The following is a 21,686-nucleotide window of genomic DNA, read 5'->3' on the forward strand; positions in this document are numbered from 1 at the left end:
CGCATGACCATTTTCCATACCCCCATCTCACATCCCCAAGGCCGCAAGCTGGGTCAGTGGTGCAAAACACTGGCCATCGGTTGCGGCCTGGCCTTCATGGCCACCACCGGCAGCAGCGTCCACGCCGCCCCTGCCGCAGATACCCTGCCGGGCAAGGGCATCACGGTCAAACCCGTGAAAAATCCGGTTCCGGAAGAAAACTTCCAGCACCTGCTGGTCATGCGGGCGCTGGAAAAACTGGGCTACACCGTACAGCCCTATAAAGACGTGGACTACCCCACCGCCTACATGTCGATTGCCTCGGGCGACGCCACCTTCATCGCCTCGCACTGGAACCCGCTGCACGCCGACTTCTATAAAAACGCGGGCGGCGACGCCAAGCTCTACCGCGCGGGCGAATACATCAGCAACGCCGCGCAGGGCTATCTGATCGACAAGAAGACCGCCGACCAGTACCAGATCACCAACATCGCCCAGCTGCAAGACCCCAGGCTGGCGGCCCTGTTCGACACCGACGGCGATGGCAAGGCCGACCTGGCCGGCTGCACCCCGGGCTGGGGCTGCGAAGCCGTGGTCGAACACCACCTGGACGCCTACCAGTTGCGTGCCACCATCACCCACCAGCAGGGCAACTACGCCGCCCTGATTGCCGACACCCTGGCCCGCTTCAAGGCCGGCAAACCCGTCCTCTACTACACCTGGACGCCCTACTGGGTCAGCAACGAGCTGCAGCCGGGCAAGGACGTGGTCTGGCTGGAAGTGCCGTTTTCCGCCCTGCCCGGCGAGCAAAAGGGGCTGGACACCACGCTGCCCAACGGCAAGAACTACGGCTTTGTCGTGAACAAACAGCAGATCGTCGCCAACAAGGCGTGGACGGACGCCAACCCGGCAGCGGCCAAGCTGTTTGAAATCATGCGCCTGCCCCTGGCCGACATCAACGCGCAGAACCACCTGATGAGCCAGGGCGAGAACCGGGATGCCGACGTGCAGCGCCACGTCGACGGCTGGATCAAGGCCCATCAGGCCACCTTTGACGACTGGATCGAACAAGCCAAGGCAGCCGCCGCCAAATAATTGTTTTCAATAGCTTGTTCCGCTGATAAATAAACGATTTCAGATACTTTAATACCTGAAATCAAGAAAACACCAGCGGTACAAGCTATCGAAACATTCAAATCCGCGCTGAAATGAAGAAAACCCCGCCAGACGCACTGTCTGGCGGGGTTTCTGCGTTACCGCAACCTAGCGCAACCGTGGCTTATCAGGCAACGGCAGCTTTCTTGGCGTTCTCCACGTACTCGTCAATCTGGTTGAAGTTCATGTAGCGGTAGACGCTGTCCTTGTCGGCGTCGATCACGCCCATCTCGGCCAGGTACTCTGCCGGGGTGGGCAGCTTGCCCAGGCGGGCGGCGATGGCGGTCAGCTCGGCCGAGCCCAGGAACACGTTGGTGTTGCGGCCCAGGCGGTTGGGGAAGTTGCGGGTGGAGGTGGAGATCACCGTCGCACCTTCATGCACCTGTGCCTGGTTGCCCATGCACAGCGAGCAGCCGGGCAGCTCGGTACGCGCACCGGCAGTGCCGAAGGCGGCATAGTGGCCTTCCTTGATCAGCTCGCTTTCGTCCATCTTGGTGGGCGGGGCCACCCACAGCTTGGCCGGGATGTCGCGCTGGCCGCCCAGCAGCTTGGCGGCGGCGCGGAAGTGGCCGATGTTGGTCATGCACGAACCGATGAAGGCTTCGTCGATCTTGGTGCCGGCCACTTCGGACAGGAACTTGGCGTCGTCCGGGTCGTTCGGGCAGCAGACGATGGGTTCCTTGATGTCGGCCAGATCGATCTCGATCACGGCGGCGTATTCGGCATCCTTGTCGGCTTCCAGCAGCTCGGGGTTGGCCAGCCAGGCCTGCACCTTCTCGATACGGCGTTGCAGGGTCTTGGCGTCCTGGTAGCCGTCGGCAATCATGTTCTGCATCAGCACGATGTTGCTGGTCAGGTATTCCTTGATCGGCTCGGGGTTGAGCTTGATGGTGCAGCCGGCAGCCGAACGCTCGGCAGAAGCATCGGACAGCTCGAAGGCCTGTTCCACCTTCAGGTCGGGCAGACCTTCGATTTCCAGAATCTTGCCGGAGAAGATGTTCTTCTTGCCGGCCTTGGCCACGGTCAGCAGACCGGCCTTGATGGCGTACAGCGGAATGGCATGCACCAGATCGCGCAGGGTCACGCCGGGTTGCAGTTCACCCTTGAAGCGCACCAGCACGGATTCGGGCATGTCCAGCGGCATCACGCCGGTGGCAGCGCCGAAGGCCACCAGACCGGAACCGGCCGGGAAGCTGATGCCGATGGGGAAGCGCGTGTGCGAGTCACCGCCCGTGCCCACGGTGTCGGGCAGCAGCAGGCGGTTGAGCCAGGAGTGGATCACGCCGTCGCCCGGGCGCAGGGCCACGCCGCCACGGTTGCTGATGAAGGCGGGCAGCTCGCGGTGGGTGCGCACGTCCACAGGTTTCGGGTAGGCGGCGGTGTGGCAGAAGGACTGCATCACCATGTCGGCGCTGAAGCCCAGGCAGGCCAGGTCTTTCAGCTCGTCGCGGGTCATGGGGCCGGTGGTGTCCTGCGAACCGACGGTGGTCATCTTGGGTTCGCAGTAGGTGCCGGGGCGGATGCCCTGGCCTTCGGGCAGACCGCAGGCGCGGCCCACCATCTTCTGCGCCAGGGTGAAGCCGGCCTTGGATTCGGCAGGGGCTTGCGGCAGGCGGAAGGCGGTCGATGCGCTCAGGCCCAGGGCTTCGCGGGCCTTGGCGGTCAGGGCGCGGCCAATGATCAGGTTGATACGGCCACCGGCCTGCACTTCGTCCAGCAGCACCTGGCTTTTCAGTTCGAAGTCGGCGATCTTTTCACCGGCTTTTTCCACTTTGCCGGCGTAGGGGAAGATGTCGATCACGTCGCCCATCTCCATCTTGGAGACGTCCACCTCGATAGGCAGGGAGCCGGAATCTTCCTGGGTGTTGAAGAAGATGGGGGCAATCTTGCCGCCCAGGGTGACGCCGCCAAAGCGCTTGTTGGGCACGAAGGGAATGTCTTCGCCCGTGGCCCAGATGACCGAGTTGGTGGCCGATTTGCGGCTGGAGCCGGTGCCCACCACGTCGCCCACGTAGGCAACGATGTGGCCTTTTTTCTTCAGGTCCTCGATGAACTGCATCGGGCCGCGCACGCCGTCCTGCTCGGGCTTGAAGGCCGCGTCGGGGCGGGTGTTCTTCAGCATCGCCAGGTAGTGCATGGGGATGTCGGGGCGCGTGGTGGCGTCCGGCGCGGGCGACAGGTCGTCGGTATTGGTTTCGCCGGGCACCTTGAACACGGTGACGGTGATCTTTTCCGGCACCTTGGGACGGCTGGTGAACCATTCGGCATCGGCCCAGGACTGCATCACTTCCTTGGCCTTGGCATTGCCGGCCTTGGCCTTGTCGGCCACGTCGTTGAAGTAGTCGAACATCAACAGCGTCTTTTTCAGCGCGTCGGCAGCGACCTGGGCGACTTCGGCATCGTCCAGCAGCTCGATCAGCGGATGCACGTTGTAGCCGCCGACCATGGTGCCCAGCAACTCGGTGGCCTTGGCCTTGGAGATCAGGCCGACCTGGATGTCGCCGTGGGCGACGGCGGCCAGGAAGGAGGCCTTGACCTTGGCGGCATCGTCCACGCCGGGCGGCACGCGGTGGGTGAGCAAGTCCAGCAGGAAGGCTTCTTCACCGGCGGGCGGGTTCTTGATCAGCTCGATCAGCTCGGCAACCTGTTTGGCGTCCAGCGCCAGGGGGGGGATGCCCAACTTGGCGCGTTCGGCCGCGTGTTCACGGTAGGCTTGCAACATGCTTGCTCTCTCCAAAAGTAGTTGTATGAAAAGGATAAAAGTGAAAACTTACTGGCCTGCCCGGCCTTCCAGCAGGTTGGGCAGGGGGTTTTTCTTGAGCGCCTCGGCCACTTGCAGCTGGGCGGTGCTCATGCACTCGTCGGCCAGACGCTGGCCGATCTTCTGGTTCATCAGCATCGATTTGTTGGCAATCTGCAACCACACGGCACCGGCGCGGGTGTCTTCCAGGCGCACGGCCCCGGTGGTGGTGGGCACGGGACTCATGTGGAAGTTGAACCCGTTGCCGGAAACCTTGAAGTAGCCGGGCTTGTCGGCCACGCGCTCGACATTCACATGCTTGCCCAGCTCGCAGCCGATGGTGCCGGTATGCACCAGCTCGGCAATGGCCAGGGCGTCCTCGCCCAGGGGCTGCTCGGCCATCATGGCGGCCGCAGCGGCGGCGGCCACCGAGGTCGTTGCCACCGCAGCCTTCTTCACCGGGGCTTTGGCCGGCGCCTTGGCGACGGTCTTCTTCGCCGGTGCCTTGGCGGCAGCGGCAGGCGCTTTTTTCGCTGCCGCAGGGGCCGTGGGGGCAGCCAGGGCCAGCAGGGGCACCAGCATCAGGGTGGAGGCAACCAGGTGTTTCATACGAACTCCAGCGAATCTTTCTCTCTTAACAATGGGGCTGCGCCGGTTGCGCCGCATCGGCAAACCAGCGGCGCACATTGTCCGGCAAAGTCAGGCCCGTTTGCGCTGCGCGTTGCAATACCTGCCAGTAGTAGCGGTAGCTGGCCCGGTCGTGCAGCACGCCCTGGTAGCTGGTCGGCCCCCACTGGGCGGCATCGGCGGCCAGCAGGATGGCGGCGGCCGTCTCGACCAGGGCGGCATCGGGGGCAAAGGCGGCAACGATGGGGCGGATCTGCGCCGGGTGGATGCTCCACATGCGGGTGTAGCCCAGTTCCTGGCTGGCCTGGCGGGCGGCCCCGGCCAGCGCCTGGGTGTCCCGGTATTCGGTGACCACGCAATGCGACGGCACCTTGCCGTGGGCGTGGCAGGCGGCGGCGATTTCCAGCTTGGCCCGCAGCACCAGGGGATGCGTGAACTGGCCGGACACGCCCATGGCGCTGGCAGGTATCGCGCCGCCATGGGCCGAGACAAAGTCCATCAGCCCGAAGCTGATGCTTTGCACGCGCGGATGGGCGGCAATGGCAAACGCCTGCTGCACGGCAGCGGGCGATTCGATCAGCACGTGCAGCGGCAGGTTCGGGCCGTAGGCGCGGTCGATGGCGCGGGCGGCCAGCGCCACCTGTTCGGCGTTTTCCACCTTGGGCAGCATGACGTGGGTGAGCCGGTCGCCCACCTGGCCGACGATGCGGGCCACGTCATCGACGAAGGCGGGGTGTTCCAGCGCATGCACGCGCACGGCCATGCGGGCCTGCGGGTGTTCCTGGGCGTGTTCGCGCACCAGGGCGGCCACCTGATCGGCGTGCGCCGCTTCCTGGCCGACGGCGGCGCCGTCCTCGCAGTCCAGGGTGACGTCGAAGACGCAGCGGCCCAGCTCGGCAGTCATCTCAGCCTGCAGTTGCAGGCTTTTGCGCATCCGTTCGATCTGGCCGCTGAAGTGGTCGCACACCGGCAAGGCGCTGGCGGCAGCCTGGGCGCCGGGCAGGATGTCCTGGGGGTGGGCGGAAACGGTCATGCGGTCAAGAAGATGCGAGGATCACGAAGAAGAAAAATGGTGTAGCGGCTGGACGTTTCTGCCAACCGCTACAGCATGTCTCTTGCTTTAAAAAAATAGCTGCTTCCGCTTGACATCTAAGGATTTCAAGGTGTTTTATCCTTGAAATCCTTTATTCATCAGCGGAAACAGCTCCTTTTTATTACAGCAGGTGCTTCACGCCGTCCTGTTCGCCTTGCAGTTCGGCCAGGGTCTTGTCGATGCACTCTTGCGAGAAGGCATCGATTTCCAGGCCTTCGACGATCTTGTATTCGCCGTTGGCCGTGGTCACGGGGAAGCCGAACACGATGCCGGCGGGGATGCCGTATTCACCGTTGGAGGGCACGCCCATCGTCACCCACTCGCCGCCCGAGCCCAGGGCCCAGTCGCGCATGTGGTCGATGGCGGCGTTGGCAGCCGAAGCCGCCGAGGACAGGCCGCGTGCCGCGATGATGGCCGCGCCGCGCTTGCCCACGGTGGGCAGAAACACGTCCTTGTTCCACACCTGGTCGTTGATCTTGTCCTTGATGCTTTCGCCATTGACGGTGGCGAAACGGTAGTCGGCGTACATGGTGGGCGAGTGGTTGCCCCACACGGTGAGCTTGCGGATGTCGCCCACCTTGGTGCCGGTCTTGGCGGCCAGCTGCGAGGCAGCGCGGTTGTGGTCCAGGCGCAGCATGGCGGTGAAGTTCTTGGCCGGCAGGTCGGGGGCCGACTTCATGGCGATGTAGGCATTGGTGTTGGCGGGGTTGCCGACCACCAGCACCTTGACGTTGCGCGAGGCGACGGCGTTCAGGGCCTTGCCCTGGGCGGTGAAGATCTGGGCGTTGGCGGCCAGCAGGTCGGCACGCTCCATGCCGGGGCCACGGGGACGGGCGCCGACCAGCAGAGCGTAGTCGGTGTCCTTGAAGGCGGTCATGGGGTCGGCGTGGGCTTCGATGCCGGCCAGCAGGGGGAAGGCGCAGTCTTCCAGCTCCATGATCACGCCCTTCAACGCGTTCTGGGCCTTTTCATCGGGAATTTCCAGCAGTTGCAGGATGACGGGCTGATCCTTGCCCAGCATTTCGCCGGAAGCGATACGGAACAGCAGGGCGTAACCGATTTGACCAGCAGCGCCGGTGACGGCGACACGAACAGGTGCTTTGCTCATGGATGAGAACTCCGAGTGGGTGGTAAACAGTGTGGTGGCTGCTTGTTACAGATACCAAACGGTTACAAGCACCACCGACAGGCCCGAAGTTTAACGCCGATTCGCCTCTCCGGTCAATTTGTCTTATGTCTTATATAAGATATCAATACAAGAATCGGCAAGTCTGACACGGCCCTGACGCAAGCGTGCTATTTCGGGCGATCACATCCGTCCGGTGACCGGAATGGCCGCCCCATGCACCGCCCGCGCCGCATCGGAGAGCAGGAAGCCGATCACCTCGGCCAGGGCCTTGGGCTGCACCCAGGTGGCCGGGTTGGCATCGGGCATGGCCGCACGGTTGTCCGGCGTATCCAGCACCGACGGCAGGACGCTATTGACGTTGATGCCGTAGCTTTTCAGCTCGGCGGACATGGCCTCGGTCAGGCGCAGCAGGGCACTCTTGGAGGCGCAGTAAGCACCCATGTTCGCCAGCCCTTTGGCCGCCACGGCCGCCCCCACGGTGACGATGCTCCCGTGGCCCTGCTGTTTCAGCCTGGGTACCACCGCCGCCGCCAGATGCAGCAGGCTGGTGGTGTTGAGGTTGAGCATGAACTCCCAGGCCGGCAGCGGCGTGGCGTCCACCGCCTCGCCCATGTGAAAGCCGCCCGCCAGGTGGCAAACGGCATCCAGCCGCCCTTCCTGGGCCAGCGCCTGCTGCACGCGCTCGATCAGGGACTGGCGTTGCGTCAGGTCGGCCTCGATCAGCACCACGTCGGGCAAATGCCCGAAGGCCAGCTGCATGGCCTGGCCGTTGCGGGCCAGCAGCAGCAAGCGCCAGCCCTGGTCATGCAAAAAATTGGCCACTGCCCAACCCAGTTGGCCAGTGGCGCCAGTGATCAAAACGGTTTTCTGCGTCGTACTGCTCATGTCTCTCGTTCCTTTGCCTTGCGATGGTATTGCCCGGTTCCCCGGGTCAGCACCTGATCGCCCGCGACGATAACACCGGGCCGATGGCTGGACGCCGTTCGCACCCGTTCGTAGTACGGATCGAAATCGATCGTCGCCAGATGCAGCAGGTCGGCCAGATCGGGCAGAACGAAGTAGCTCTCCTGAAAATCGTCGATCCGGTACTGGGTGCGCAGCACCCGCTCCAGATCGAACCGCACCCGGTGCGGCGAGGCATCCTCCAGGGCAAACACCGATTCGGTCGCCGAGGAAACGATGCCGGCGCCATAGATGCGCAGCCCGTCGCTTTGCTGCACCAGGCCGAACTCCACCGTGTACCAATACACCCGGGCCAGTTGTTCCAGCACGCCCTGGGCCTTGGCCCGCAAGCCGCCCTGCCCGTAGGCCTGCATGAAATCGGCCATGACGGGGTGCATGAGCATGGGCACATGGCCAAACACGTCGTGGAACACGTCCGGTTCCTGCAGGTAATCGAGCTGGTGGGCTTGCCGGATGAACTGCCCGGCCGGAAAGCGCCGGTTGGCCAGATGCTCGAAGAACACGTCGTCGGGCACCAGCCCCGGCACGGCCACCACCTGCCAGCCGGTGCGGCGCATCAGCACTTCGGAAAGCTGCTCGAAATCGGGAATCCGGTCGGCCGCCATCGACAACGCCTGCAGCCCTTCCAGAAAAGCGTCGCAGGCCCGCCCGGGCAGCAGGCGGCTTTGCCGCTCGAACAAGGTTTTCCAGGTGGCGTGTTCTTCTGCGGTGTACTGCGCCCAGCCCTGGTCGATCGTCCAGTCCGGGCGCTGGGGCTGGTAGCTGGCCGCTGCCAGGCCGTGCTTTTCGGCGCCGCTCATGCCGCGCCCTCTTGCAGCGCCAGCGCGGCTGCGACCCGGTCCATAACCTGCGCCAGGGCGATGTCGCGCAGCGACAGACCCTGCACGTCGTGCGTGGTCAGCAGCACGTCGACGCGGTTGTAGACGTTGCTCCATTCCGGGTGGTGGTTGCTGCGCTCGGCCACCAGCGCCACCTGGGCCATGAAGCCGATGGCCTGGGCAAAATCCTGAAAGCCGAACTGGCGCACGATCACCCCGCCGCGCTCGGCCCGGTACTGCCACTGCGGCACCTGTGCCAGTGCGGCAGGCAGTTCTGCGGTGCTGAGTTTCATGGTGTTCTCCTTACTCCGTGGCAATCGCGCCCCGACGCACCTGGTCGCGTTCCAGCGATTCAAACAGGGCTTTGAAATTGCCCTCGCCAAAGCCTTCGCGGTAATTGCCCTGGCGCTCGATAAACTCGAAGAAGACCGGCCCGAGCAAAGGCTCGGAAAAGATCTGCAACAGCAACCGAGGCTGGCCGCCTTCGGTCGTACCGTCCAGCAGAATGCCCCGCGCCTGCAGGTCGGCAACGTTCTGCCCATGGCCGGGCAGGCGTTTTTCCAGATTGCCGTAATACACGTCGTTGGGGGCCGTCAGCAGCGGGATACCGGCCAGCTGCAATTGGTCGATGGCGGCAACCAGGTTGTCGCACAGCAAGGCGATGTGCTGGATGCCTTCGCCGTTGAACTGCATGAGAAATTCCTCGATCTGGCCGCCGCCCTGCTTGGCTTCTTCATTGAGCGGAATGCGAATCAGGCCATCCGGGGCCGTCATGGCCTTGGAGGTCAGACCGGTGTATTCGCCCTGAATGTCGAAGTAGCGGATCTCCCGGAAATTGAACAGCTTTTCATAAAATCCGGCCCAGTGCGCCATGCGCCCCCGGTAAACGTTGTGCGTCAGGTGATCGACCACCGAAAAACCGAAGCCGGGCGGGTGGCGTTCCACCCCGGGCAGCCATTTGAAGTCGATGTCGTAGATGGACTTGCCATCCTCGAACCGATCGATCAGGTACAGCGGCGCCCCGCCAATGCCCTTGATCGCCGGCAGGCGCAGCTCCATCGGCCCGGTGGGGATGTCCACCGGCTGCGCCCCCAGCTCCAGGGCACGCTGGTAGGCGCGGTGCGCGTCCTGCACGCGAAAGGCCAGCCCACAGGCACTGGGGCCGTGTTCGGCAGCGAAGTAGCCCGCCACGCTGCGGGGTTCGCGGTTGACGATGAAATTGATGTCCCCCTGCCGGTACAGGGACACGTCCTTGGAGCGGTGGCGGGCCACCTCGGTGAAGCCCATTTTCTCGAACAGCGGCTCCAGCACCCCGCCACGGGGCGAGGCAAATTCGACAAATTCAAACCCCATCAACCCCATCGGGTTGGCAACAGATTCGGCCATGTGGTGCATTCCTTGCAGACAAATACTTGATGGGGATCAACTATAAAAAACAATAAAGTTTTATTTAATTAAAAATTTCACCTATGGACTTTTCCATCGAAGTCTGTAAGAACGTGTTCACGATCTCGGCGCGAAGGGGTGCGGGAAGCGGATCGGGATGGGCTGCAAGGCGCAAACCGCAGCCATAGCAGTGCTATGGCGAGGATTTGCAACGACGCAGAGCGCCCGAGGCCGCGACTGCACACCCGCGCGGAGATCGTGAACACGTTCTAAAGTACATGCTATATATCGCCTCTTTTTCCTCCCCGCCCCGCCGCAATGGACAGCACACCCGCATCACGCCGCCGACGCATCCCGCAAACCCTGCGCGTGAAAAACACCCAGCGCAAACTGATCGATGCCGCCTTGCAGTTGCTGCACGAAGAAGGTTTCAAGGGCGCCACGCTGCAGGCCATTGCCCACCGGGCGCAGGTTTCGCTGGGTGCACTGCAGCACCATTTCAAAACCCGCGATGCCCTGATGGAGCGCCTGGTGCAGGAAGTCATGGCCCCCCTGAGCGCCCAGGGCAGCGCCTGGCCCGACCACAGCCTGCCGCTGCCCGAGCGGGCCCAGGATTTTGTCCAGCGGGCCTGGCAGAACATTTTCGGCACACCGCACTACCAGGCCGCCTGGAGCCTGTTCCTCGGCTGCAAATCCTCCCCCACCCTGTTCACCCACATCAACCAGCAGCGCCTGCTGGTGGACAACGCGTTTTACGTGCAGTTTCTGCACATCTTCCCGGAAATCGAACGCCACCATCCCGCCGCGCAAGGCGTTGCCGCCACCGTCTTCGCCGCCTTGCGCGGCGCCGGTGTCCTGGAATTTTTTGACGTGACCGCAACGGAGCGCGAAACCTGCCTGCAGACGCTGGCAGACACCATCGTCCAGGCCGGCACTCCGGCAGCAGCGCCATAAGCTCGGATACCAGTCCCGGCCCTTGACCCAGGCCAAGAACCTGCTATCAGGAGTGCTTTTGCAACTTGTCTTATGTCTTATATAAGATATGATAGGCCACTGTAACACTATGCCTTGAACATGCCGCCGGCGTGCATTGTTCGCCGGCACCGGTTTTAGCCATGCCCCCCAATACCGCCCTCCTGACCGACCCCAGCCCCCCCCTGCGCAGCGACAGTGCGGTCGTGCAGACACCTGCCTTCAGCCCGCTTTACCAGCAAATCAAGGGGCTGATCCTGCAAAGCCTGCAAGCCGGGGAGTGGAAGCCCGGCGAACTCATTCCCAGCGAAATGGAGCTGGCCGCCCGCTTCAAGGTCAGCCAGGGCACGGTGCGCAAGGCCATCGACGAGCTGGCCGCAGAAAACCTGGTCACCCGCCGCCAGGGCAAGGGCACCTTCGTCACCACGCACAACGAAGAGCAGGTGCAATACCGCTTCCTGCAACTGCACCCGGACGTGGGCCAGCAACAGGACGAGGGCCGGGCGCAGCGCAACATCATGGAATGCCGGCGGATGCGGGCCAGCGCCGACATTGCCCGCATCCTGGGCCTGCGCACCGGCGACAGCGTCATCCACGTCCGCCGGGTACTCTCGTTCGGCGGCACGCCGACCATTCTGGAAGACATCTGGCTGCCCAGCCAGGTCTTCAAGGGACTGACCGCGCAGCAGATGGCGCACTACCCCGGCCCGACCTATGCCATGTTCGAAATGGAATACGGCGTGCGCATGGTTCGCGCCGAAGAAAAAATCCGCGCCGTCCTGCCCGACACGCAACAGGCCCAATGGCTTAAAACCACGGCCACCACTCCGCTATTGAGTGTGGAACGGGTCACCTACACCTACAACGACAAGCCCATGGAGCTGCGCCGTGGCCTTTATCTGACCGATAGCCACCACTACCGCAATGCACTAAGTTAGCCGTTGTAAGCCCCGTGCCATGGGGCTTGCCCTAAAATGCCCCCCGTTTGTCTTTTTGCGATTACCACGCAGTTACATCATCGAAAGCCTGACAACCATGACCGACCAAGCAAAACCGCGGCCCGAGTTCCGCAACATCAACATCTTCAAAGACGTACGCACCTACCGCCTTCCCTGGGCGGGCAAAGTCTCCATCCTGCACCGTGTCAGCGGCATGCTCATGTTCGTGCTGCTGCCCTTCGTGTTCTGGATGTTCGACACCTCGCTGTCTTCGGAAATTTCCTTTGCCACCTTCAAGGGCGCCTTCAACGAAGGGCTGGGCTTCGTCCCCGGCTGGTTCGTCAAGCTGGCCGCACTGGGCCTGATCTGGAGCTACCTGCACCACCTGTGCGCTGGCGTGCGCCACCTCATGATCGACATGAACCACGAGCGCATCACCAAGGAATGGGGCGCCTCCTCGGCCATCGTCACTCTGGTGGTCAGCCTGGGCCTGACCGTGATCCTGGGTGCCAAGCTGTTCGGCCTGTACTAATCCATCGTCTTTGATAAAGGAAAAGCTATGTCTTCCGTGAACTACGGCACCAAACGTGTTGTGACCGGCGCCCACTATGGCGTGCGCGACTGGCTGGTGCAACGCGCTACCGCCGTGCTGATCGTGGCCTTCACCATGGTGGTTCTGGCCCAGTTGCTGTTCTCCAAAGGTGCCATCAGCTACGAGCTGTGGGCCGGTATTTTTGCCCCGCAGTGGATGAAGTTCATCACCGCCGGCGTCATCGTTTCGGTGCTCTGGCACGCCTGGGTGGGCGTGCGCAACGTGTGGATGGACTACGTGCCTGCCGCCGGCCTGCGTTTTACCCTGCAAGTGCTGACCATCGTCTGGCTGGTGGGCTGCGGCGCCTGGGGATTTGAAGTTTTGTGGCGCGTGTAAGTCGCTTGTTGCTGTTACGCACTATTTGAAAGTTAAGAATGAGCTACTCCAAAGCAAATATCACCAAGCGCAAATTTGACGTCGTCATCGTCGGCGCCGGCGGCTCGGGCCTGCGTGCCGCACTGGAGCTGTCGCGTGCCGGTCTGTCCGTGGCCGCCCTGTCCAAAGTCTTCCCCACCCGCTCGCACACCGTGGCGGCGCAGGGCGGCGTATCCGCCTCGCTGGGCAACATGAGCGAGGACAACTGGCACTACCACTTCTACGACACCATCAAGGGCGGCGACTGGCTCTCCGACCAGGATGCCGTCGAGTTCATGTGCCGCGAAGCACCCAAGGTGGTGATCGAGCTGGAACACTTCGGCATGCCCTTCGACCGCAACCCGGACGGCACCATCTACCAACGCCCCTTCGGCGGCCACACCGCCAACTACGGCGAAAAACCCGTGCAACGCGCCTGCGCTGCGGCCGACCGTACCGGCCACGCCATGCTGCACACGCTGTACCAGAAGAACGTCGAGACCAAGACCAACTTCTTCGTCGAGTGGATGGCGCTGGATCTGATCCGCAACACCCGGGGCGACGTGGTCGGCGTGACTGCCCTGGAACTGGAAACCGGCGACCTGTACGAGCTGCACGCCAAGGCCGTGCTGCTGGCCACCGGCGGCGCGGGCCGCATCTTCGCGGCATCGACCAACGCCTTCATCAACACCGGCGACGGCCTGGGCATGGCCGCGCGTGCCGGCATCCCGCTGCAAGACCTGGAGTTCTGGCAATTCCACCCCACCGGCGTGGCCGGCGCGGGCGTGCTGCTGACCGAAGGCTGCCGTGGCGAAGGCGCTATCCTTTTGAATAGCGAAGGCGAACGCTTCATGGAGCGCTATGCCCCCACGCTGAAAGACCTGGCACCGCGTGACTTCGTGTCCCGCTCGATGGACCAGGAGATCAAGGAAGGCCGGGGCTGTGGTCCGAACAAGGACTACATCCTGATGAAGCTGGACCACCTGGGCGCCGACACCATCCGCAAGCGCCTGCCCTCGGTGGAGGAAATCGGCCACAACTTTGCCAACGTGGACATCACCAAGGAACCGATTCCCGTCGTGCCCACCATCCACTACCAGATGGGCGGCATCCCCACCAACATCCACGGTCAGGTCGTCACCTGGGACGGCGAGAAGAACAACGTGGTCAATGGCCTGTACGCCGTGGGCGAATGCGCTGCGGTGTCGGTACACGGGGCCAACCGCCTGGGCACCAACTCGCTGCTCGACCTGCTGGTGTTCGGCAAGTCGGCCGGCAAGCACATCGTCAGCTTCGTCAAGGACTTTGGCGAACACAAGGAAGTGCCCGCCAACGGCAGCGACCGCACGCTGGAGCGCCTGAACCAGCTGGACAACGCCAAGGACGGCATCTACGCCCAGGACCTGGCCAACGACATCCGCCAGACCATGCAGACGCACGCCGGCGTGTTCCGCACGCAGAAGATGATGGACGAGGGCGTGATCAACATCGCCGAAATCCGCACCCGCGTCGCCGCCCTGGGACTGAAGGACACCTCCAAGGTCTGGAACACCGCCCGCATGGAAGCGCTGGAAGTGGACAACCTGATCGAAGTGGCCCAGGCGACCATGGTTTCCGCCGCCGCCCGCAAGGAATGCCGTGGCGCCCACACCGTGTACGACTACGAACACCCGGCCGACCACCCCGAATGCCCGCTGGGTCGTAACGACAAGGAATGGCTCAAGCACACCCTGTGGGACAGCGCCACCAACAGCCTGACCTACAAGCCGGTGAACATGAAGCCGCTGACGGTGGACAGCATTCCGCCCAAGGTCCGCACGTTCTAAGCCCACCGCATTTTCGAGAAGATCACCATGAAACGCACTTTCAAAATCTACCGTTACGACCCCGATAAAGACGCCAAGCCCTACATGCAGACCCTGGAGGTGGAGCTGGACGGCCACGAGCGCATGTTGCTGGACGCGCTGGTCAAGCTGAAGAAACTCGACCCCACCATCTCCTTCCGCCGCTCCTGCCGCGAAGGCGTGTGCGGTTCGGACGCGATGAACATCAACGGCAAGAACGGTCTGGCGTGCCTGACAAACATGAAGACCCTCTCGGGCGACATCGTGCTGAAACCCCTGCCCGGCCTGCCCGTGATCCGTGACCTGATCGTGGACATGACGCAGTTCTTCAAGCAGTACCACTCGATCAAGCCCTACCTGCAAAGCGACATCTACGCCTCGGAAGACAAGGAGCGCCTGCAATCGCCCGAAGAGCGCGAGGAGCTGAACGGCCTGTACGAGTGCATTCTGTGCGCCAGCTGCTCGACGGCCTGCCCCAGCTTCTGGTGGAACCCGGACAAGTTCGTCGGCCCGGCCGGTTTGCTACAAGCCTACCGCTTCATCGCCGACAGCCGCGACACCGCCACGAGCGAGCGTCTGGACAACCTGGAAGACCCCTACCGCCTGTTCCGCTGCCACACCATCATGAACTGTGTGGATGTCTGTCCGAAAGGACTCAAGCCCGCCAAGGCCATCGGCAAGATCAAGGAATTGGTCGCCCGCCGCACGATTTAAGCCATGGCTGCTGCAGGAGATACGCTGCTTGAACCGCGTGAACGCGACCTCCTGCGCTGGCGTAGCCGGCGCGGGCTGGTCGAGAACGATTTGTTCATCGAGCAGTTTTTTACCACTTACGGCACCCGGCTGACCCAGCGGCACGCTGCTGGCCTGACGGCCTTGATGGACCTGGCGGACAACGATTTGATGGATCTGTTCCTGCGGCGCAAGGAGCCACAGGGCGATCTGGATACCCCTGAAGTGAAAGCAGTACTGGAGATGGTGCGCAAGCCCCTGTAACCGGTATCCCCTTTAGCCTGCCACGCTGGCTGTGGCACCAATGAAAAGGAAGTTGGAAATGAAACTCGCTGACAACAAAGCGACCCTCTCGTTCAGCAACGGCGCCCCCAGCGTCGAACTGCCCATTTACCAGGGCACCGTTGGCCCGGATGTGATCGACATCCGCAAGCTCTACGGCCAGTCGGGCATGTTCACCTATGACCCCGGTTTCTTGTCGACCGCAGCCTGCCAGTCGGCCATCACCTACATCGACGGCGACAAGGGCGAGCTGCTGTACCGTGGCTACCCCATCGAGCAACTGGCCCAGAACTGCGACTACCTGGACACCTGCTACCTGCTGCTCAACGGCGAGCTGCCCAACGAAGGCCAGCGCACCGACTTCCACAAGCTCGTGCTGGACCACACCATGGTGCATGAGCAGATGCAATTCTTCCTGCGCGGTTTCCGCCGCGATGCCCACCCCATGGCCGTGCTGACCGGCCTGGTGGGCGCGATGTCGGCCTTCTACCATGACAGCACCGACGTCACCAACCCCGAGCATCGCCACATCGCCGCCATCCGCCTGATCTCCAAGATGCCCACGCTGGTGGCCATGGCCTACAAGTACGGCAAGGGCGAGCCGTTCATGTACCCGCGCAACGAACTGTCCTACGCCGGCAACTTCCTGCGCATGATGTTCGGCACTCCCTGCACCGATTACCAGGTGAACCCGGTGATCGAACGCGCGCTGGACCGCATCTTCATCCTGCACGCCGACCACGAGCAGAACGCATCCACCTCCACCGTGCGCCTGTGCGGCTCCTCGGGCACCAACCCGTTTGCCGCCATCGCCGCCGGCGTGGCCTGCCTGTGGGGCCCGGCCCACGGCGGCGCCAACGAAGCCTGCCTGAACATGCTGGAAGACATCCAGGCCAACGGCGGCCTGGCCAAGGTGGGCGAGTTCATGGAGCAGGTCAAGGACAAGAACTCGGGCGTGCGCCTGATGGGCTTTGGCCACCGCGTCTACAAGAACTACGACCCCCGCGCCACCCTGATGCAGGAAACCTGCAACGAAGTGCTGGCCGCCCTGGGCCTGGAAAACGACCCCCTGTTCGCCCTGGCCAAGAAGGTCGAGCAGATCGCCCTGGAAGACGACTACTTCGTGCAGCGCAAGCTCTACCCGAACGTGGACTTCTACTCCGGCATCGTGCAACGCGCCATCGGCATTCCCGTCAAGCTGTTCACCGGCATCTTCGCCCTGGCCCGCACCGTGGGCTGGATCGCCCAGCTCAACGAGCAGATGGCCGACCCCGAGTACAAGATCGGCCGTCCGCGCCAGTTGTTCACCGGCGCCGCCACCCGCGACGTCAAGCCGGCCAACCAGCGCTGATCGACAGGGTTCGACCGCCCACGGCACCGCCACGGCGGTGCCGCGATTCTGCAAAGCCTGCCGCTTCAAACCGGCAGGCTTTTTTCATAGCTGTTTCCGCTGATAACAAAAGGGTTTCAGATACAAAACTATCTGAAACCCTTTTGTTATCAGCGGAAGCAGCTATTTTTTTACTCGAACCCTTGCAATCCGCCCCATTCGGCAAAGGGCTCGCGCGAAGTGCGCAGCGTGTTGATCGGGGCGCTGACGTCCTCGTAGCCCAGGGCCAGGCCGCAAGCCAGGCGGTAATCCTGCGGCATCCCCAGGTGCTGCTGCACCAGGGGGCTGTAGCGCCGCCAGAACCCCTGGGCGCAGGTGGCCAGCCCTTCTTCCACCGCCCGCAGCATGAAGGATTGCAGATAAATCCCCACGTCCATCCACTGCGGGTAGCCCATGCGGGCATCGATGAAGACGAACACGCCGACCGGTGCGCCGAACAGCTCGGCGTTTTTCGCCAGCTGGCGCAGGCGGGCGGGCTTGTCCTCGCGCGGGATGCCCAGGGTGCGGTACAAATCCTCGCCATTGGCAAAGCGGCGCATGCGGTACGGCTCCCACAAGTCGGGCGGGTAGGACAGCAGGGCCGCATCCTCCTGCGCCGGCGTGCGGGCCACTTCGGCCAGCAGCGCCTGCAGCGGCGCCCCGGCCAGGGCCGCCACGCGCCAGGGCTGCATATTGCCGCCCGAGGCAGCCAGCGCGGCATCCTCCATCAACTGCTGCACCAGCGCCGCGCCGGGCACCTGGGGGGTAAAGGCCCGCACCGAACGGCGCTGGCGCAGGGCTTGGGAAACGTCCATGCCAAATTCCTTCCTCAAAAAAACTGGCGCCGAGCCTAGCGCATCGGCCCGCCGCCCGGTGTCACCTATTTGCCCAGAATCTGGTCGATGCGGTCTTTTTCAAAGTGGCTGGCGCGTTCGCTCTCGCACGGCAGGCAGTCGGTGTTGAGTTTGGCCGAGAGTTTTTCCAGCGCCTGCCACAGCAGTTGCAGCTGCTGCTCATGCGTGGCCGTGCCTTCGGCCAGGCTGCGCATGGCCTGGCTGACGGGGTCGTCGTCCTGCGTAATGCCGTAGGCGCTGAAGCTGGGCGTGGCCGCCGCAGCGGTTGCGGCCACTTTGGCGGCAGCATCGGCGGCCGCCTTGGCCTGGGTTTGCGGGCCGGCATTTTCGTGCTGCTGCAAGTGGGCGGCGTCAGCGCTTTCGTCCTTGTGCGCAGCAATGATGCGTGCCGGTATCCCCACCGCCGTCGCGCCGGCCGGTACGGGCTTGAGTACCACGGCGTTGGAGCCGATCTTGGCGCCGTCGCCCACCTCGAAGCCGCCCAATACCTTGGCACCGGCCGAGACCACCACGTCCCGCCCCAAAGTCGGATGGCGCTTGGCTCCCTTGTAGAGCGAGGTGCCGCCCAGGGTGACGCCGTGGTAGATGGTGCAGCCGTCGCCCACCACCGCCGTCTCGCCGATCACCACGCCCATGCCGTGATCGATGAAGACGCGTTCGCCAATCACCGCGCCGGGATGGATCTCGATGCCCGTCAGCCAGCGCCCGATGTGCGAGGTGAAGCGCCCCAGCCATTTCAGGCCGTGGTTCCAGCACCAATGGGCGGGCCGGTGCCACCAGATGGCGTGCAGGCCGGGGTAGCAGGTGATCACCTCCCACACGCCGCGTGCAGCCGGGTCACGTTCAAGAATGCACTGGATGTCGGAACGCAGGCGTGAAAGCATCGATCAAGGCCGTTCAATGGGCGGTTAGGGGGAAACCCGAAAGTTTAGTGCCTGGGCGGCGTACTGTGCAGCATCGCCTTGGCAATGCCGCGCAGGATGTGGATTTCTTCCTGGTTCAACTGCGCACGGTTGAACAACTGGTTCAGGCGCGGCATGAGTTTCTTCGGCGCCGCCGGGTCGAGAAACCCGACATGCTCCAGCGCCTGCTGCCAGTGCGCCAGCATCCCGGCCACTTGCCCGGCATCGGCCCGCTGCGGCGCAGGCGCAGGGGGTTCCGCAACAAACCCGCCCAGCGCCTGACGCCATTCGTAAGCAATCAACTGAATCGCCGCCCCCAGGTTGAGCGAGCCGAACTGCGGATGGCTGGGAATGCGCAGCGCCACGTCGCAGCGGTACACATCCTCGTTGGCCATGCCAAAGCGCTCGCAGCCGAACAGCAGGCCAATGCCCGCCTCGCCCGGTGCGGCTGCCTCCTGCCCTTGCGGCGTGGGCAGCCCGTTTTTCTGCCAGGACTGCACCAGGCCTTCGAAATGCTCGCGCGGCGTGCGCGTCGGCGGGCCGAAGTCGCGCGGCGTCATCGCCGTGGCGCACAGGTGGCTGATGCCCTCCAGCGCCTCGTCCAGACTATCGACCACCCTGGCGTTGGCCAGCACGTCCAGGGCGCCGCTGGCCCGCTGGATGGTTTCCTCGCGCCGCAGCACGTTGGCCCAGCGCGGGCGCACCAGCACCAGGTCGTCAAAGCCCATGGTCTTCATGGCCCGCGCCGCAGCCCCTACATTGCCGGCGTGGCTGGTTTCAATCAAAACAAAACGGGTTTTCATGGCAAGCGCCCTGCACGGTTTTGTGCAAGGCCGTTAAAATCTTGCCCCTATTGTCGCCGTCCGCATCGCCGGATGGCGGTGGATACGTTCTTCACCCGCGGCCAGCGGTGCCAATTTGCACGATATGAATCACGCCTTGTGCTTTTCCTGCGCAGGTGCTGGCTGCCTTTTGCACAATTTATGTCGTCCTCACTGCACCCCATGCTCAACGTGGCCATCAAGGCCGCCCGCGCCGCCGGCGCCATCATCAACCGCGCCGCCCTGGACATCGAATCCGTGCGCGTGGCGCAAAAACAGGTCAATGACTTCGTCACCGAAGTCGATCGCGCCGCCGAAGACGCCATCATCTCCACCCTGCTGACCGCCTACCCCGGCCACGGCATCCTGGCCGAAGAATCGGGGCAGGAGCATGGGGCGAAAAATTCCGACTACGTCTGGATCATCGACCCGCTGGACGGCACCACCAACTTCATCCACGGCTTTCCCGTCTATTGCGTCAGCATCGCCCTGTCCTTCAAGGGCAAGATCGAACACGCCGTGGTCTACGACCCCACGCGCAACGACCTGTTCACCGCCACCCGGGGCCGGGGGGCGTTCCTGAACGAGCGGCGCATCCGCGTCTCCAAACGCACCCAGTTGAAGGACTGCCTGGTTTCCACCGGCTTCCCCTTCCGCCCCGGCGACAACTTCCGCGCCTACATGCGCATGTTTGGCGAAATCACCCAGCGCACCGCCGGGGTGCGCCGCCCCGGTGCTGCGGCGCTCGATCTGGCCTACGTGGCCGCCGGTTTCTGCGATGGCTTCTTTGAAACCGGCCTGTCCATCTGGGACGTAGCGGCGGGCAGCCTGCTCGTCACCGAAGCGGGCGGCCTGATCGGCAACTTCACCGGCGAGGCCGACTTCCTGGAGCAGCGCGAGTGCCTGGCCGGCAACCCCCGCGCCTATGGCCAGCTGGTCGGCATCCTGGGCAAATACAGCAAGTTCGCCACCGTGGAAGACAAGCTGGTGGTCGATGCCGCCCTCCAGCGCCAGGACAACGAAGCCAACGAAAGCGAAGGCACGCAGGACTGAGAACCTGTAAACCCGTACCGCAAAGCCGCCAGCACCTTTTCAGGGCTGGCGGCTTTTTTCATGGCTGGCACACGACAGCTACCGGATGGCGCACCACTCCTGCGACTGCCCCATCAGCAACGGCTGGTTGCACTGCACCGCCTCGCGCACAAACTCCCACAGCGCCCGCACCCGGGCCAGTTCGCGCCGGTCGCCGGGCGCGGCAATCCAGAAGGTGCGCAGCAGGTCGATCTCGTCGGTCAGCACCGGCACCAGCTCTGCACTCTGCGCCGCCATGAAGCAGGGCAGCACCGCCAACCCGCGCCCTTCACGCACCGCGTGGTACTGGGCCACCACGCTGGTGCTGCGCAGCGGCGTGGGGGCATCGGGCGCAATAGTGACCAGATAGCGCAGGGCCGGACTGAACACCAGCTCTTCCACATAACCGAAGAAGCGGTGGGCGCTCAAGTCCGCCAAATGGCGGATGGGCGGATGCCGCTCCAGGTAGCTGCGGCTGGCATACAGGCGCAGGCGGTAGTCGGTCAGGCGGCTGCACACCTGTCCGCTGCCCTGCGGGCGTTCGATGTTCACGGCCAGATCGGCCTCGCGCTGCGAAAGGTTGATGAAGCGCGGCACGATCAGCAGCTCCACCTGGATGGCCGGGTGCCGCTCGCAAAAATGGCTCAGATGCGGTGCCAGGAAAAAGCTGCCGAAGCCCTCGGTCGCCCCCAGGCGCACGTTGCCGGTCAGCGTATGGCTGTCGCCGCCGATGTCCTCGCCCACCAGCACCATGCTGCTTTCCATGCGCTCGACATGCTCCAGCAGCCGGTGCCCGGCGGTGGTCAGCACATGGCCGGCCGGCGTGCGCTGGAACAGCTGGGCGTCCAGCTCTTTTTCCAGCCGGTGCAGGCGCCGCGTGACGGTGGAGTGATCCAGCCCCAGACGCCGCGCCGCCTCCTGCGCGGACTCGGCGCGGACAACGGCAAGAAACAGGCGCAAATTGTCCCAATTGATGTGATCTGCTGGCATGGTGGTGCAATTTTGCAAGCAGTGTATGCCTAAATACCTGATCCATTTGCATTACTGCTCCAGTAGAGTGTTTCT

General features: G+C 63.6%; 22 protein-coding genes. 10 read left to right on the forward strand and 12 right to left on the reverse strand.

The features are described 5' to 3' along the window. Window positions 1-3 precede the first annotated feature (3 nt). Complete coding sequence (proX, locus tag ACFO3A_RS00560) at window positions 4-1,074, forward strand: glycine betaine/L-proline ABC transporter substrate-binding protein ProX (protein ID WP_377723005.1); 1,071 nt, start codon at window positions 4-6, stop codon at window positions 1,072-1,074. 187 nt (window positions 1,075-1,261) lie between these two features. Here the strand turns inward: proX and acnB are convergent, their stop codons facing one another. The 8 genes from acnB to hppD form a co-directional block, all read right to left on the reverse strand. After that, complete coding sequence (gene acnB / locus ACFO3A_RS00565; RefSeq protein ID WP_377723007.1) at window positions 1,262-3,856, reverse strand: bifunctional aconitate hydratase 2/2-methylisocitrate dehydratase; 2,595 nt, start codon at window positions 3,854-3,856, stop codon at window positions 1,262-1,264. A 48-nt stretch (window positions 3,857-3,904) separates the two neighbouring features. Then, the gene (locus ACFO3A_RS00570) at window positions 3,905-4,483 is read right to left on the reverse strand and encodes a hypothetical protein (RefSeq protein WP_377723009.1); all 579 of its coding nucleotides are present in this window, start codon (window positions 4,481-4,483) and stop codon (window positions 3,905-3,907) included. A gap of 25 nt (window positions 4,484-4,508) precedes the next feature. After that, entirely contained in the window at window positions 4,509-5,534 is a 1,026-nt protein-coding gene (locus ACFO3A_RS00575) for an HpcH/HpaI aldolase/citrate lyase family protein (RefSeq protein ID WP_377723011.1), read from the reverse strand. A 181-nt stretch (window positions 5,535-5,715) separates the two neighbouring features. Further along, window positions 5,716-6,702: a malate dehydrogenase gene (locus tag ACFO3A_RS00580; RefSeq protein ID WP_377723012.1), complete on the reverse strand. Its 987-nt coding sequence runs from the start codon at window positions 6,700-6,702 to the stop codon at window positions 5,716-5,718. A gap of 201 nt (window positions 6,703-6,903) precedes the next feature. Further along, window positions 6,904-7,608 carry an SDR family NAD(P)-dependent oxidoreductase gene (locus ACFO3A_RS00585; RefSeq protein ID WP_377723013.1) on the reverse strand — a complete coding sequence of 235 codons (705 nt, stop codon included), beginning with the start codon at window positions 7,606-7,608 and terminating at the stop codon, window positions 6,904-6,906. Beyond that, entirely contained in the window at window positions 7,605-8,486 is an 882-nt protein-coding gene (gene phhA, locus ACFO3A_RS00590) for a phenylalanine 4-monooxygenase (RefSeq protein ID WP_377723015.1), read from the reverse strand. The genes ACFO3A_RS00585 and phhA overlap by 4 nt, the downstream gene beginning before the upstream one ends. After that, window positions 8,483-8,797, reverse strand: coding sequence for a 4a-hydroxytetrahydrobiopterin dehydratase (locus ACFO3A_RS00595; protein WP_377723016.1), 315 nt, complete (start codon window positions 8,795-8,797; stop codon window positions 8,483-8,485). Before ACFO3A_RS00595 ends, phhA begins: the two co-directional genes overlap by 4 nt. A gap of 10 nt (window positions 8,798-8,807) precedes the next feature. Then, entirely contained in the window at window positions 8,808-9,890 is a 1,083-nt protein-coding gene (hppD, locus tag ACFO3A_RS00600) for a 4-hydroxyphenylpyruvate dioxygenase (protein WP_377723018.1), read from the reverse strand. Between the two features lie 318 nt (window positions 9,891-10,208). Here hppD and ACFO3A_RS00605 point away from each other — a divergent pair, with 318 nt between their 5' ends. From ACFO3A_RS00605 to ACFO3A_RS00640, 8 genes are all read left to right on the forward strand, one after another. Then, a complete protein-coding gene (locus ACFO3A_RS00605; RefSeq protein ID WP_377723019.1) occupies window positions 10,209-10,844 on the forward strand; it encodes a TetR/AcrR family transcriptional regulator in 636 nt (211 codons plus the stop codon). 161 nt (window positions 10,845-11,005) lie between these two features. Beyond that, complete coding sequence (locus ACFO3A_RS00610; RefSeq protein WP_377723021.1) at window positions 11,006-11,800, forward strand: GntR family transcriptional regulator; 795 nt, start codon at window positions 11,006-11,008, stop codon at window positions 11,798-11,800. A 97-nt stretch (window positions 11,801-11,897) separates the two neighbouring features. After that, the gene (gene sdhC / locus ACFO3A_RS00615) at window positions 11,898-12,332 is read left to right on the forward strand and encodes a succinate dehydrogenase, cytochrome b556 subunit (protein ID WP_377723023.1); all 435 of its coding nucleotides are present in this window, start codon (window positions 11,898-11,900) and stop codon (window positions 12,330-12,332) included. Between the two features lie 27 nt (window positions 12,333-12,359). After that, complete coding sequence (gene sdhD / locus ACFO3A_RS00620) at window positions 12,360-12,728, forward strand: succinate dehydrogenase, hydrophobic membrane anchor protein (RefSeq protein ID WP_377723025.1); 369 nt, start codon at window positions 12,360-12,362, stop codon at window positions 12,726-12,728. A gap of 38 nt (window positions 12,729-12,766) precedes the next feature. After that, the gene (gene sdhA, locus ACFO3A_RS00625; protein WP_377723027.1) at window positions 12,767-14,572 is read left to right on the forward strand and encodes a succinate dehydrogenase flavoprotein subunit; all 1,806 of its coding nucleotides are present in this window, start codon (window positions 12,767-12,769) and stop codon (window positions 14,570-14,572) included. A 27-nt stretch (window positions 14,573-14,599) separates the two neighbouring features. Then, a complete protein-coding gene (locus tag ACFO3A_RS00630) occupies window positions 14,600-15,304 on the forward strand; it encodes a succinate dehydrogenase iron-sulfur subunit (RefSeq protein WP_377723029.1) in 705 nt (234 codons plus the stop codon). A 3-nt stretch (window positions 15,305-15,307) separates the two neighbouring features. Then, window positions 15,308-15,586 carry an FAD assembly factor SdhE gene (locus ACFO3A_RS00635; RefSeq protein ID WP_377723031.1) on the forward strand — a complete coding sequence of 93 codons (279 nt, stop codon included), beginning with the start codon at window positions 15,308-15,310 and terminating at the stop codon, window positions 15,584-15,586. A gap of 58 nt (window positions 15,587-15,644) precedes the next feature. After that, a complete protein-coding gene (locus ACFO3A_RS00640; RefSeq protein WP_377723033.1) occupies window positions 15,645-16,955 on the forward strand; it encodes a citrate synthase in 1,311 nt (436 codons plus the stop codon). Window positions 16,956-17,125: 170 nt separating this feature from the next. Here the strand turns inward: ACFO3A_RS00640 and ACFO3A_RS00645 are convergent, their stop codons facing one another. From ACFO3A_RS00645 to ACFO3A_RS00655, 3 genes are all read right to left on the reverse strand, one after another. Next, complete coding sequence (locus ACFO3A_RS00645) at window positions 17,126-17,788, reverse strand: nitroreductase (protein ID WP_377723035.1); 663 nt, start codon at window positions 17,786-17,788, stop codon at window positions 17,126-17,128. Window positions 17,789-17,853: 65 nt separating this feature from the next. After that, on the reverse strand, window positions 17,854-18,711 hold the full coding sequence (gene cysE, locus ACFO3A_RS00650) for a serine O-acetyltransferase (protein ID WP_377723037.1): 858 nt from the start codon (window positions 18,709-18,711) through the stop codon (window positions 17,854-17,856). 44 nt (window positions 18,712-18,755) lie between these two features. Continuing rightward, complete coding sequence (locus ACFO3A_RS00655; protein ID WP_377723038.1) at window positions 18,756-19,532, reverse strand: RNA methyltransferase; 777 nt, start codon at window positions 19,530-19,532, stop codon at window positions 18,756-18,758. Between the two features lie 180 nt (window positions 19,533-19,712). On the opposite strand from ACFO3A_RS00655, the gene ACFO3A_RS00660 reads away from it, so the two are divergent. After that, window positions 19,713-20,603: an inositol monophosphatase family protein gene (locus ACFO3A_RS00660; RefSeq protein ID WP_377723039.1), complete on the forward strand. Its 891-nt coding sequence runs from the start codon at window positions 19,713-19,715 to the stop codon at window positions 20,601-20,603. Window positions 20,604-20,681: 78 nt separating this feature from the next. Here the strand turns inward: ACFO3A_RS00660 and ACFO3A_RS00665 are convergent, their stop codons facing one another. After that, window positions 20,682-21,611, reverse strand: a complete 930-nt coding sequence (locus ACFO3A_RS00665; RefSeq protein ID WP_377723041.1) for a LysR family transcriptional regulator — start codon at window positions 21,609-21,611, stop codon at window positions 20,682-20,684. Window positions 21,612-21,686: the final 75 nt, after the last annotated feature.

Origin of the sequence: Comamonas nitrativorans, from assembly GCF_042654765.1 — a bacterium.
In the GTDB taxonomy this organism is placed as follows: Bacteria; Pseudomonadota; Gammaproteobacteria; order Burkholderiales; family Burkholderiaceae_C; genus Comamonas; species Comamonas nitrativorans.